This is a genomic window from Variovorax sp. 10N432 (genome assembly GCF_056394465.1).
The window spans coordinates 15,611-28,581 of sequence record NZ_JBFTHX010000038.1; the positions used below are offsets into that span (position 1 = coordinate 15,611).

Genomic DNA, 12,971 nt, shown 5'->3' on the forward strand with positions numbered 1-12,971 from the left:
AGCCGCCCGCGGCGCGCGTGGAGAATCGCGCCATGAGCTTTGAAGTGGACATCGGCTACAGCAGCCAGCGCGGGCCGCGCGACGTCAACGAGGACTTCGCCGGCACCGTGCACGCGCCGCCGGGCGAGGAGGCGCGCGGGCTGATCGCCGCCATCGCCGACGGCGTGTCCACCGGCGGCCATGGCCTGGAGGCGGCACAGACCACCGTGATGGGCCTGCTGGCCGACTACTTCGCAACGCCCGACACCTGGGAGCCGACCGCGGCCCTGGACCGGCTGATCGGCGCCCAGAACGCCTGGCTGGCCGACCACAACCGGCGCCGGCAGGGCGGTGGCACCGCGCTCACCACCTTGACCGCGCTGGTATTGCACGGTCAGAGCTACACGCTGGCGCACGTCGGCGACACGCGCGCCTGGCAGGTGCGCGACGCCGACGAGCCGGCCGTGCCGCTGACCCAGGACCACGCCTTCGAGCATCCGGACCTGCGCAGCCGCCTGACCCGGGCGATCGGCCTCGATGACCAGGTGCGGGTCGACTACGCACAGGGCGACGTGCGTGTCGGCGATTGCTTCGTGCTGACCTCCGATGGCGTGCATGGCGCACTGAAGGCGCAGCAGCTGGCGCGCTTCGCGCTGCAGGGCACGGCGCTGCAGGGCAGCGAGGCGCTGGTGCGGGCGGCGCTCGCGGCCGGTTCGCGCGACAACGCCACCGCGCTGGTGATCCGCGTGATCGGCCTCGACGCGCGCCAGCTCGACGACGAGCTCGGCGACGTCCGTCGGCTGGCGCCGCCGCCGGCGCTGAAGGTCGGCGACATGCTCGACGGCTACGCCATCACGGCGCGCGTGGCCGACACCGGCGTGCACCTGCTCTACCAGGCGCGCCATCCGGTCACGCGGGAGCTGGTCGCGATCAAGACGCTGCATCCCTCGCGCGCCGGCGATCCCGAGGAGCGCGCCATGCTGGCGCACGAGGCCTGGCTGGGCCTGCGCGTCAGCGCCCGCGCAGACAGCGGCTTTGTCCGCGTGCACGAACGCGCCGAGGACGCCAGCGCGCTCTACCTCGTGTTCGACTGGCATGGCGGCCGCACGCTCGAACAGCTGCAGAAGTCGGTCCCGCGGGGCGCCACTTCCGAGGTGATCGGCGCGGCCATCGCGATCGCCAAGGCTCTTGGCCGGCTGCACCGTCAGGGGGTGGTGCACCGCGACATCAAGCCCGGCAACCTGCACCTGGGCGAGGACGGCCGCTGGCGCATCCTCGACCTGGGCGTCGCGTTGTCCGGGCGCGAGGGCGAGGCCCAGCGCGAGCTGCACGCCGGCACGCCGAGCTACATCAACCCCGAGCAGTGGCAGGGTGCCGACGCCGATGCCGGCAGCGACCTGTTCGCGCTCGGCGTCACGCTCTACCAGTGGCTGGCGGGACGACTGCCTTATGGCGAGATCGAGCCCTACCAGCTGGCGCGCTACCGGCGCGACCCGGCCGCGCTCTCGCGCATCCGGCCCGACGTTCCCGTCTGGCTCGACCACCTGGTGTGCAAGGCGGTGGCGCGCGATCCGCGCCAGCGCTTCGAGACCGCCGAGGAGCTGGTGCTGGCGCTGGAGCGCGGGGCGTCGCGTCCCGTCGGTCCGCCCGGCCACACGCCGCTGATCCGCCGCGATCCGGCCGCGCTGGTCAAGATCGCGCTGGCGGTGTCGCTGCTCTTCAACGCACTGCTCGTGCTGTGGCTGCTCTTCTTGCCGCGTTGACATGATGGGCGGCCTCTTCAGCGCTGGCGCGCCGTCTTGCGCGGGGCGGCGTACCTGACCGCCGAGGGAGAGGCCGCGACCCGTGCACGACCGCCTTTCTCGGCCCAGGTGCGGGTCCAGCGGATCTGCATCACGCGCATCACGCCGAGCATCACCAGCGACAGCAGCGCGAAGAAGACGAAGCCCCAGGTGTAGCTGCCGAGGTACTGCTTGGACAGGCCCATCGCGTTGGGCACCAGGCCGCCGCCGAGGGCGCCGATCTCGCCGATCATCGAGCCCGCCACCGCGGTGCTGGCCGGCCAGCGCAGCGGCACCAGCTGGAACAGCGCGCCGTTGCCCGCACCCAGCGCCGCGAAGCAGGCGATCAGCAGCAGCGTGGTGAGCACCAGCGAGGACGACGAGATACCCACCAGCACCAGGCCGCCGGCCACCACCGTCAGCACCAGGGTCAGCGTGTTGACACCGCCCCAGCGGTCGGAGATCCAGCCGCCGACGACGCGCACCGCGGCACCCATGAAGGCGGCCAGCATGGTGAGCTGCCCCGCCTGCACCTTGCTGACGCCGAACTGGTCGTAGTAGTAGGACGGCAGGAAGGTCGTGAGGCCGATGAAGCCGCCGAAGGTCACGCCGTAGATCAGGCTGAAGACCCAGCCGTCCTTCTCGAACAGGCAGGCGATGTGCTCACGGAAACTGGCATGGCTGTCGATGTCCGGCGGCTCCTTGGCGAACACGATCATGACGACCATCGGCACCAGGATGGCACCGGCGGCGACGCCGTACACCGCCTGCCAGCCCAGCCATTGCGCCAGCGGCGGCGCCACCAGCACCGACACCGCGGTGCCGACATTGCCGGCGCCGACCAGGCCCATCGCCAGGCCCTTGTGCTGCGGCGGGAACCAGCCCGAGCCGAGCGACAGCGCGACGCCGAAGCTGGCGCCCGCGATGCCCAGCAGCACGCCCATCGCGAGCAGGTCGTTGAAGCTCTTCACGAAGAAGAAGCCGAACAGCATCGCCACCGCGATCAGGCCCATCTCGACCAGCGTCGCGTTCTTGCGGCCGATGTACTGCGACAGGATGCCGAGCGGAAAGCGCATCAGCGCGCCGGCGATGATCGGCACCGACAGCATCAGCCCCTTCTGCGCCGGCGAGAGATCGAAGGTCTCGCCGATGAAGGGCGCCATGGCGCCGTTCAGCACCCAGATGCAGCACGAGAAAGAGAAATAGAGAAAGGCCGCGAACAGCGTCGGGCCGTGGCCTGTTTTCAGAAACGTCTTGAAGCTGGTCATGGCAGTCCATGCGAAATGCCGCGGCCCGGCCGGGAGCGGGCCGTGTCGTCGGGCGGGGTTGGGAAGGTGTGGCAGCGGCGGCAGCCGGCAACCTGAAGGGTGTGTCCGGCCTTGTCGCTGCCGGACGGCGGGCAGGAACCTGCCGCTTCACCAAAGCGGTGCTTCGTTGCACCGCACCCTGAATTACGCAAAAGACGTGCCAGTAACTTGAGCGTTGGCTGGCCTATGCTGTGCATCTGTTTCCGATTGCGACCGTGACCCGATTTCTCGTTGTTCCTCCTCCCGAAAGCGCTTCCCATGCGCTGCCCGCGGCCCTCGACTTGGCGCTGGCCCACGGTTTCGTCGCGGTCGCCTGCGGCGATCTGGTGCGCCAGATCGAGGCGTCGGCACCACGACAGGTCCTGATCTGGCTGCCAGGCTTGGTGCCTGAACCGTTGCTCGATGCGCTGCGGGCCTGGTCGGGCCTGCCGCCCTGCGCCATTGGACTCGTCAGCGCGCCGCTCGACGATGCGGCCCATGCGCAGCTGGTGGCGCTCGGCGTGCACGCCTGGGCGCCGGCCGATCGCATCGACGCACCGGCCCTGGCAGCGCTGAACGCGCGTGCCGATGCCCGCTGGCAGCGCGAGGTCGCGCTGCGCAGCGAACTCGAGGCGCTGCGCACCCGCCTCGATGAGCGCAAGTGGGTCGACCGGGCCAAGGGCCTGCTGATGTCGGCCCGCGGCATCGGCGAGGACGAGGCCTTCGGCCTGCTGCGCGGCGCCGCCATGCATGCCAACCTGCGGCTGGGCGAAGTCTCGCGCTCGGTGCTCGAGGCCGCGCAGTGGGCCGATGCGATCAACCGCGCCGGCCAGCTGCGCATGCTGTCGCAGCGGCTGGTGCGGGTTGCGGCACAAGCCCTGGCCGGCATCGACGTGCGGCGCGCCCGGGTGCTGCGCACGCAGTCCACCGAGCGGGTGAAGCACAACCTGGATCATCTCGCCGCCCTGGCGCTCGGCGCGCCCGCCACCGCGGCGCTGGACCGGGTGCGCGGCGCCTGGCAGGAACTGGAAACGGCCCTCGCGGCGCGGCCGGCGGCGGCGGCGCTCGATGCGATCGATGCCCGGGCCGAGGCCCTGCTGCGGGCCGCCGAGGCGCTGACCGAGGCGCTCGAAGCCTCCGGCGCGCGGCGGGCGCTGCGGATCGTCAACCTCTGCGGCCGGCAGCGCATGCGGGCCCAGCGGCTCGCCAAGGAGGCACTGCTGGCGGCGCCGTCGCAGGACCGGATGGCGACGACGATGGACGAGTTCGAGGCCGCGCTGCGGGAGCTCGAAGCCGCGCCGCTGAGCTCGCCCGAGATCCGTGCCGCGCTGGCGGTCGCGCGCGACGAATGGCTGCACCTGCTGGGTGGCGTGCGGGCCCTCGACAGCGCCGAGGGCCGGGCGTCGCTGGTGCGCGCCAGCGACGCGCTGGTCGACACCTTCGAGCAGCTCACCGCCGCATACGAGCACAGCCTGCAGGTCATCATGTCCTGAGTCCCGGTGCCGGGTGTTTGATTCAGGCGGCGACTTTTTCCACGTGCGCCTGGCGCGTGTAGAGGAAGTCGATCACGGCCTTGCGCGCATGCACGTAGACCGGATCCTCGGCCAGCGCCACGCGGTTGCGCGGCCGCTGAATGTCGACCGCCAGCACTTCGCCGATGGTGGCGGCCGGACCGTTGGTCAGCATCACGATGCGGTCCGACAGCAGCACGGCCTCGTCGACGTCGTGCGTCACCATCACGACGGTGCTGCGGGTCTTCTGCACGATCGCCAGCAGCTCGTCCTGCAGCTTGGCGCGGGTCAGCGCGTCGAGGGCGCCGAAGGGCTCGTCCATCAGCAGCACCTTGGGTTCCATCGACAGCGCGCGCGCGATGCCCACGCGCTGCTTCATGCCGCCCGAGATCTCGCCGGGCCGCTTCTGCGCCGCCGGCGTGAGGCCCACCAGCGCCAGCGCCGCCTCGGTGCGGGCCTTGAGCTGCGCCTTGTTCTCGGTCGCCGCGAACACCCGCTCGACCGCCAGGTAGACGTTCTCGTGGCAGGTCAGCCAGGGCAGCAGCGAGTGGTTCTGGAACACCACCGCACGCTCCGGCCCCGGGCCCTTGATCTCGCGGTTGGCGCACAGCAGCACGCCCTGCGTCGGCGTGGTCAGGCCGGCGATGAGGTTCAGCAGCGTCGACTTGCCGCAGCCCGAGTGGCCGATCAGCGTGATGAACTCGCCCTTGGCGACGTTCATGTTGACGTCGCGCAGCGCCAGGAAGCTGCCCTTGGCGGTCTTGAAACGCTGTTCGACGCCTTCGATCGCGATGTACTTGCTGTCGTCGTTCATTGCTTGACCTCTTCGAACGTGAATGCGGTGGCGATCTTGACGAGCGCGAACTCGAGCACCAGGCCGACGATGCCGATGACGAAGATCGCGATGATGATGTTGGCGACGTTGAGGTTGTTCCACTCGTCCCAGACCCAGAAGCCGATGCCGACGCCGCCGGTCAGCATCTCGGCCGCGACGATCACCAGCCAGGCGGTGCCGACCGCCAGCCGCACGCCGGTCAGCATGTAGGGCAGCACGGCGGGGAACAGGATCTTGGTGAAGATCTTCCATTCGCTGAGGTTCAGCACGCGGGCGACGTTCATGTAGTCGCTCGGCACGCGCTGCACGCCGACCGCGGTGTTGATGATCATCGGCCAGATCGAGCAGATGAAGATGGTCCAGATGGCGGCCGGGTTGGCGCCCTTGAACACCAGCAGGCCGATCGGCAGCCAGGCCAGCGGCGACACCGGCCGCAGCAGGCTGATCAGCGGATTGAACATGCGCGAGAGAAACTCGAAGCGCCCGATCGCGAAGCCGGCCGGGATGCCGACCGCGGCCGCCAGCCCGAAGCCCAGCGCCACCCGCTGCAGCGACGAGAGCACGTTCCAGCCCACGCCCTGGTCGTTCGGGCCCTTGCTGTAGAACGGGTCGCTGAACACGGTCAGCGCCTGCTGCCAGGTCGCGAGCGGCGACGGAAAGCCGGTGGTGCTCTTCAGCGCCACCAGTTCCCAGACCAGGACCAGCAGCGCGAAGCCGAGCACCGGCGGCAGCACGCGCAGCCAGACGGCGCGGAAATCGCGCGGCACGCGCGGCATCGGTACGAGCGCGACCGGCGCAGCCGTGGCGACCGGGCGGGCGACGGCTTTCGCCGCCGGCGGCAAGGCCGCGTGGGCCTCGAGGGGGGAATGGAAGACGGCACTGACCATGGTGGGCTCCTCAGGCATGGACCTTGAACGAATCGGCGTACTGCTTCGGGTTCTTGCCGTCCCAGACGACGCCGTCGAACAGCTTGCTGCTGCGCATCGTTTCCTTCGGCACCGGCGTCTTGGCGGCGGCGGCGGCCTGTTTGTAGATGTCGATCTGGTTGATCTGGGTCGCCACCTGCAGGTAGTCCGGATGCTCCTTCAGCAGGCCCCAGCGCTTGTGCTGGGTCAGGAACCACATGCCGTCCGACAGGTACGGATAGGAGACCGCGCCGTCGGCGTAGAACTTCATGTAGTTGGGGTCGTCCCAGTTCTTGCCGAGGCCGTTGGTGTAGCGCCCCAGGATGCGCTGGTTGATCGCGTCCACGCTGGTGTTGACGTAGCTCTTGTCGGCGATGGTCTCGGCCATCTTGTTCTTGTTCTGCAGGCCGGCGTCGATCCACTTGCCGGCCTCGAGGATCGCGGCGGTCACGGCGCGCGCGGTGTTCGGGTACTTCTTCACGAAGTCGCCGGTGGTGCCGAGCACCTTCTCGGGATGGTCCTTCCAGATGTCCTGGCTGGTGATCGCCGTGATGCCGATGCCGTCCATGATCGCGCGCTGGCCCCAGGGCTCACCGACGCAAAAACCGTCCATGTTGCCCACGCGCATGTTGGCCACCATCTGCGGCGGCGGCACGGTGATGACCTTGGCGTCCTTCAGCGGGTTGATGCCGTTGGCCGCCATCCAGTAGTACAGCCACATCGCGTGGGTGCCGGTGGGGAAGGTCTGGGCGAAGGTGTATTCGGCCTTTTCCTTGCCCATCACCTTGGCCAGCGATGCGCCGTCGACCGCCCCCTTGTCGGCCAGCTTCTTCGACAGCGTGATGGCTTGCCCGTTGTTGTTGAGGGTCATGAGCACCGCCATGTCCTTCTTCGGGCCGCCGATGCCCAGGTGCACGCCGTAGACCAGGCCGTACAGCACGTGGGCGAAATCCAGTTCGCCGTTCACCAGCTTGTCGCGCACGCCGGCCCAGCTGGCCTCCTTGCTCGGCACGATCTTGACGCCGTACTTCTTGTCGATGCCCAGCACCGAGGCCATCACCACGCTGGCGCAGTCGGTCAGCGGGATGAAGCCGATCTTGACTTCTTCCTTCTCGGGCTTGTCGGAGCCCTGGGCCCAGACGGCGGCGCGCAGCGCGGGGTCGAGCCCGACCACGCCGGCGGCGGCGGCCTGCAGCACTCGGCGGCGACTCAGTGTGGGTTTCAGCGCATCGGTCATGGGTCGTACTCCGGGAAGTGAAAAAAGCGGTTCGGAAAAACGAAAAGGCGCCCTCACCACGCACGGGCCGCTCGAAAACGAGCCCCTGCGGGATAAGGACGCCTTTGTCCGGTTCGGTGGGCCGCACCCGCCGTTGGATGCCGCCTGCCTGAAGACCTTCGTCGGTCTATGGACTGGGAGACAGCAAGCGGCGTGCCAATTGCTGGTTGCTATGAAAAGAGGAGCGTTGAATACCCGTCAATGCTCGCCGTGGCGCGGATTCCGCAAGAGGCCTGCCGTCGCGAAGTGCTTGTGCAGTGCACCATTGCGGGCCGCCGATGCACTCAGGGCGCCTTGTCGACGGGCAGGTACTCGGCCATGGCGAGCACCGATTCGGCGACCTCGACCAGGCGCCGGCCCTGGTTCATCGCGGTCTGGCGCAGCATCTTGTGGGCCTCCTCCTCGCGGATGCGGCGGTGCGCCATCAGCAGTCCCTTGGCGCGCTCGACCAGCTTGCGCTCGTTGAGGGCGGCGCGCACGGTGTCCAGCTCGTCGCCCATCGCCTGCAGCCGGCGCGACTGCTCCTGCACCATGTCGAGGATCGAGCGCTCGAGCTGCCGGCCGTAGGGCGCGCCGCCGGCCGGTGCATCCGGCGTCGCCGGCGCGTCGAGAAAAAAATCCGCCGTTTCCACGCCGTTTCCAACCTGCAGGCTGGCCAGCAGGGCTTCGTGGGCCTGCAGTTCGCTGCGGGCCTGCGTGGTCTTGTGCAGGCAGAGCCCGCGCAGGTCGGCCGCCAGGCGCTCCTCGACCGCCTGCATGGCATCGATGCGTCGGGTGCAGCAGTCGAACCAGGCCGGGCTCAGCTCGCTGTCGAGCGCGACGCCGGCCGGCGCCGCGCAGGCGATGCGGCGCAGCCGCTCCAGTTCGGCCAGCTGCGCCGCCGCCTGCACCGAGCCCCACACCTCGGCCAGGCCGGGCGCAGCGAAGTCGGCGAACAGCGCGAAGCAATGCTCCTGCGAAGCGATCAGGTGCAGCCATTGCTGCTGGCGGGCGCCGTCGTTGCGGCCCGAGGCGAAGGCGGCGGCGCCGCAGGCCCGCTCCTGGCCCGCGAACTCCTTGCCCTGCATGAAGTTGAACAGTGCGACCAGGAGGCGCGAGATCTCCGGGTCGGTCGCGCCGTCGGCGGCCTCGAACACCACCGCGATCAGGCCGGCGATCAGCTTGCCGAAGGCGGCGGTCGACTGCGCGGCATCGATCTCCTGCGCGCCGATCCGCTGGCGCAGCCCGGCCAGGGCGTCCATCCCCGGCAGCACCCAGGCGATCCGGCTGAACAGCCGCGCACCGTTGCCGATGCGGCCATCGGCGGCGTCGAGCTGGTCGAAGGCCAGGCGCACGGCCTGCTCCTGCCGCAGGCATTCGGCGATCTGGGCGTCGCGCTGCGCAACGAAGCGCTGGCCGCGCGACGCCAGCAGCACGTTCGAGATGCCGCGTTCGCGCTGCAGGGCATGGACCAGCCGGCCGATCGTCGCCACCAGCTCGCTGGTTCGCGCGAGCTGCTCCAGCTCGTCGATTTCGCAGCGCAGCGCGCCGACCAGGAAGCTCAATCCGGATTTCATCGGGGTGTTCTCGAGGCCCGGGGGCCGTTCCAGGGGAATGCAGCAACATCCGTGCCCCGGAACAGGGCGCCGCCTACACTCGACGGATGCATGTACTGGGAATCGAATCCTCCTGCGATGAAACCGGCGTGGCGCTGGTCGAGACCGTGGACGACGGCCTGCCGCGGCTGGCCGCGCACGCGCTGCACAGCCAGATCGCGATGCACCAGGCCTACGGCGGCGTGGTGCCCGAGCTCGCCAGCCGCGACCACATCCGCCGCGTCCTGCCGCTGACCGAAGCGGTCTTCGAAGAGGCCGGCCGGCGCCTGTCCGACGTCGACGTCGTCGCCTACACCCGCGGTCCCGGCCTGGCGGGCGCCCTGCTGGTCGGCGCCGGCGTGGCCTGCGCGCTCGGCGCGGCGCTCGACAAGCCGGTGCTCGGCGTGCACCACCTCGAAGGCCACCTGCTGTCGCCGTTCCTGAGCGCCGATCCGCCCGAATTCCCCTTCGTCGCGCTGCTGGTGTCCGGCGGCCATACGCAGCTGATGCGGGTCGACGGGGTCGGGCGCTACGCGCTGCTCGGCGAAACCATCGACGACGCCGCCGGCGAGGCCTTCGACAAGAGCGCCAAGCTCATGGGCCTGCCTTATCCCGGCGGCCCCTGGCTCGCCAAGCTGGCGGAGCAGGGCGATGCCGAGGCCTTCAAGCTGCCGCGTCCGCTGCTGCACAGCGGCAACCTCGACTTTTCCTTCGCCGGTCTGAAGACCGCGGTGCTGACCCAGGCCAAGAAGCTGGGCGACCAGCTGGAGGCCCGCAAGCCCGACCTGGCCGCCTCGACGCAGGCCGCGATCGTCGAGGTGCTGCTCAAGAAGTCGCTGGCGGCGATCGAGCAGACCGGGCTCGACCGCTTCGTGGTCGCGGGCGGGGTGGGCGCCAACCGCGTGCTGCGCCAGCAGCTCGATGCCGCCTGCGCCAGGCGCGGCGTGCGCGTGCACTATCCGGAGCTGCACCTGTGCACCGACAACGGCGCGATGATCGCGATGGCGGCGGCGATGCGGCTGCAGGCCGGCGTCCAGGCGCCGACCGGGCACTACGCCTTCGACGTCAGGCCGCGATGGCCATTGGCGTCGCCGCCGGACGCCTGAGCTCGCTGCGCGCCATCGAAGGCAGCGGCAGCACGTCGAGCATCTTGCGCCACAGCTGCGACCATTGCGGCCAGTCGTGGCCGCCTTCGGTGGTGAAGACATGGCCGGGCGGCAGCGCGTCGGCCAGCAGCTGGTGGTTGGAGGCAAAGCGGTCGCTGAGCCCGAAGCCGAGGTACAGAGGCGGCAGCTGGGCGGCCTTCTGCGGCGAGGCGTACTGCTGCAGCCAGGGCCACAGCTTGCGGTCGACTTCCTCGTCCGGCGGCGGCCCCTCGGGCGCCTTCCAGGCCCGCAGGCCGCCGGCCTTGTGGATCTCGGCGCCGATCGGCCGCCGGCCCAGGTAGGGCGCCAGGGCGACGATGCCGTCGACCGCGCCCGGCTTCGCCAGTTCGTGGATCAGGGCGCCGAAGCCGCCGATCGAGATGCCCACCAGCCAGATCGACCGGTAGCCCAGCGCGCGCTGCGGCTCCAGCACATCGTGGTGCAGCCGTTCGATGAAGGTCTGGTCGTAGTAGTAGGAGACGTCGGCGTCCACCAGCAGGGAGTCGGCCGCGAACTCGCGCTCCCGGACGGCGTTGACGAAGCCCTCGCGCTCGAACTCCTCGGGCTTCAGAAAAGCGCCAGGCAGGAAGACCAGCAGGGTATCGGCCCGGGCGTTGTTCTTGGCAAACTTCAAGTGCGTTTTCATGGCGCTTCGTCGGGCGCCCGCCACCTGCTGCCACCGCAGAACTCGACGATTCGGACGCTAATTAAGAAGAAAGCATTGAAAAATACGTCACAGAACGTGACGTATTTGGCACTTATTGTCAGCCAGAAACATGACAGGGCCAGCAACAGAAAGTTACCGGCCCGTCCATTGGAGGGTATTGCGCCCGGGCCGAACCGGGCGCATGCACCGCGAGGCTCAGTTGATCGCGAGCTGGGCGACGTTGCTCACCGGCACCTGCTTGCCCAGCTTCAGGCTCAGCACGCCGTTCTCGAGCTTGGCCTCGCTGGCGGCGACGTCGATGTCCTGCGGCAGCTCGTAGGCGGCCTTGATCTGGCGCTTGGCTTCGGCCTTGCTTTCGATGCGGACCACGGCGCCTTCGATGCCGATCGTCAGGTCGTCGCGCGACAGGCCGGGCACGTCGAGCGTGAGGGTCCAGGTCTTTTCGTCCTGCTCGACGTTGAGCGAACGCTGCGCACCCGAGAAGGCCTGGTTGACGAAGCGCTCGAGGCTGCGGTCGTAGGTGCGCGGAACGAAGCGGGCGGTGCGGACTGCGGGGGCGAAAAACATGATGAGACTCCTCGGCTGAGGGATGGCTTCCGGGACAAGAATGTGTGTCCCTTACACTGCGCGGCGTTCAACAAGACAAGTGCCGCATGCCATCGCATCTAGGCGCTGCAACAGGGGATTCAAGACAATGCCTTCCAACTTTATTTGGCGTCGCCACGCCTTGAAATTGGCCGCTCTGGCGCTATGCGCGCCGGCTCTCCCGGCGGCCCTGGCGCAATCGGCGCCCCCGATCCGGCTGGCCCTGATCGAAAGCATGAGCGGCCCTTTCGCCAACACCGGCGAGGCCGTGTTCCGCAACCTGCTGTGGGCGGTCGAACGGGTCAACGCCCGCGGCGGCGTCAAGCTGCCGGGCGGCGCGCGCATGCTGCAGCTCGATCGCTACGACAGCAAGGGGCAGAACGAAGAGGCGCTCTCGGCGCTGCGGGCCGCGATGGACGACGGCGCGCGCATCGTGCTGCAGGGCAACTCGTCGGCCACGGCGGCGGCGCTGATCGACGCCATCGACAAGAACAACGAGCGCGACCCATCGCGGCGCGTGCTGTTCCTCAACTACTCGGCGGTCGATCCGGTGCTCACCAACGAGCGCTGCAGCTTCTGGCACTTTCGCTTCGACGCCCATGCCGACATGCGGGTCACCGCGCTGATGCAGGTGATTCAGGAAGACAAGTCGCTGCAGCGCGTCTACCTGATCGGCCAGGACTACAGCTTCGGCCAGTCGGTATTGCGCGAATCGCGGCGGCAGCTCGCGGGCCTGCGGCCGGACGTCCAGATCGTCGGCGACGAACTGCATCCGATGGGCCGCGTGAAGGACTTCGCGCCCTATGCGAGCAAGATCATGGCCAGCGGCGCGCAGGGCGTCATCACCGGCAACTGGGGCAACGACCTGACGCTGCTCGTGAAGGCCGCGCGCGAGGCCGGCTTCAACGGCAGCTTCTACACCTTCTACGGCAATGCCCTGGGCGCGCCGGCGGCCATCGGCGATGCCGGCATCGGGCGCGTGGTGGCGGTGGCCGACTGGCTGCCCAACGTGCAGACGCCGCAGAGCGAGGCCTTCTACCGCGACTTCCGCACCCGCTTCCCGAAGCCTTCGGACGACTACGTCCACATGCGCATGCAACTGCTCGTCGAGGCGCTGGCGCAGGCCATCGAGCGGGCCGGCAGCGTCGACACCGTCGCCGTGGCGCGCGCCCTCGCGAAGGCCGATGTCACCCTGGCCGGCCAGCGCGGCCACATGCGCGCCGCGGACCACCAGTTCCAGCAGCCGCTGGTGGTCGGCGTCATGGACCGGCAGGGCGCCCCCGGCGTCAAGTTCGACGTCGAGGGCTCGGGCTACGGCTTCCGGGTCATCAAGTCGATTCCCGCCAGCCGCGCCGAAATGCCAACGAGCTGCAAGATGCAGCGCCCCTGAACTTGTTGCTCGCCCCCAGGTTGGGCTCACTTCGTGT

Annotated in this window: 11 protein-coding genes; 4 read left to right on the forward strand and 7 right to left on the reverse strand. The window is 69.3% G+C overall.

The genetic code is table 11. The features are described 5' to 3' along the window. Positions 1 to 32: 32 nt before the first annotated feature. Positions 33 to 1,742: a bifunctional protein-serine/threonine kinase/phosphatase gene (locus AC1DF3_RS29705; protein ID WP_478141792.1), complete on the forward strand. Its 1,710-nt coding sequence runs from the start codon at positions 33 to 35 to the stop codon at positions 1,740 to 1,742. 17 nt (positions 1,743 to 1,759) lie between these two features. On the opposite strand, the gene AC1DF3_RS29710 is transcribed toward AC1DF3_RS29705, so the two are convergent. Continuing rightward, a complete protein-coding gene (locus tag AC1DF3_RS29710; protein WP_478141793.1) occupies positions 1,760 to 3,028 on the reverse strand; it encodes an MFS transporter in 1,269 nt (422 codons plus the stop codon). A 254-nt stretch (positions 3,029 to 3,282) separates the two neighbouring features. Here AC1DF3_RS29710 and AC1DF3_RS29715 point away from each other — a divergent pair, with 254 nt between their 5' ends. After that, entirely contained in the window at positions 3,283 to 4,539 is a 1,257-nt protein-coding gene (locus AC1DF3_RS29715; protein WP_286532218.1) for an ANTAR domain-containing protein, read from the forward strand. Positions 4,540 to 4,561: 22 nt separating this feature from the next. On the opposite strand, the gene AC1DF3_RS29720 is transcribed toward AC1DF3_RS29715, so the two are convergent. The 4 genes from AC1DF3_RS29720 to AC1DF3_RS29735 form a co-directional block, all read right to left on the reverse strand. After that, positions 4,562 to 5,371 carry an ABC transporter ATP-binding protein gene (locus AC1DF3_RS29720; protein ID WP_478141794.1) on the reverse strand — a complete coding sequence of 270 codons (810 nt, stop codon included), beginning with the start codon at positions 5,369 to 5,371 and terminating at the stop codon, positions 4,562 to 4,564. Next, on the reverse strand, positions 5,368 to 6,279 hold the full coding sequence (gene ntrB, locus AC1DF3_RS29725; protein WP_301808747.1) for a nitrate ABC transporter permease: 912 nt from the start codon (positions 6,277 to 6,279) through the stop codon (positions 5,368 to 5,370). Before ntrB ends, AC1DF3_RS29720 begins: the two co-directional genes overlap by 4 nt. A 10-nt stretch (positions 6,280 to 6,289) precedes the next feature. Beyond that, positions 6,290 to 7,534, reverse strand: coding sequence for a CmpA/NrtA family ABC transporter substrate-binding protein (locus tag AC1DF3_RS29730; RefSeq protein ID WP_301808745.1), 1,245 nt, complete (start codon positions 7,532 to 7,534; stop codon positions 6,290 to 6,292). 323 nt (positions 7,535 to 7,857) lie between these two features. After that, the gene (locus AC1DF3_RS29735; RefSeq protein WP_478141795.1) at positions 7,858 to 9,129 is read right to left on the reverse strand and encodes a nitrate- and nitrite sensing domain-containing protein; all 1,272 of its coding nucleotides are present in this window, start codon (positions 9,127 to 9,129) and stop codon (positions 7,858 to 7,860) included. 86 nt (positions 9,130 to 9,215) lie between these two features. Between AC1DF3_RS29735 and tsaD the strand changes: the two genes are divergently transcribed. Then, the gene (gene tsaD, locus AC1DF3_RS29740; protein WP_286526104.1) at positions 9,216 to 10,253 is read left to right on the forward strand and encodes a tRNA (adenosine(37)-N6)-threonylcarbamoyltransferase complex transferase subunit TsaD; all 1,038 of its coding nucleotides are present in this window, start codon (positions 9,216 to 9,218) and stop codon (positions 10,251 to 10,253) included. Here tsaD and AC1DF3_RS29745 read toward each other — a convergent pair. Further along, positions 10,213 to 10,938 carry an alpha/beta hydrolase-fold protein gene (locus AC1DF3_RS29745; RefSeq protein WP_478141796.1) on the reverse strand — a complete coding sequence of 242 codons (726 nt, stop codon included), beginning with the start codon at positions 10,936 to 10,938 and terminating at the stop codon, positions 10,213 to 10,215. The two genes, tsaD and AC1DF3_RS29745, sit on opposite strands and share 41 nt — an antisense overlap. A gap of 216 nt (positions 10,939 to 11,154) precedes the next feature. Continuing rightward, entirely contained in the window at positions 11,155 to 11,526 is a 372-nt protein-coding gene (locus AC1DF3_RS29750; RefSeq protein WP_286532226.1) for an Hsp20/alpha crystallin family protein, read from the reverse strand. 127 nt (positions 11,527 to 11,653) lie between these two features. Here AC1DF3_RS29750 and AC1DF3_RS29755 point away from each other — a divergent pair, with 127 nt between their 5' ends. Then, positions 11,654 to 12,934: a branched-chain amino acid ABC transporter substrate-binding protein gene (locus AC1DF3_RS29755; protein ID WP_478141797.1), complete on the forward strand. Its 1,281-nt coding sequence runs from the start codon at positions 11,654 to 11,656 to the stop codon at positions 12,932 to 12,934. Positions 12,935 to 12,971 lie beyond the last annotated feature (37 nt).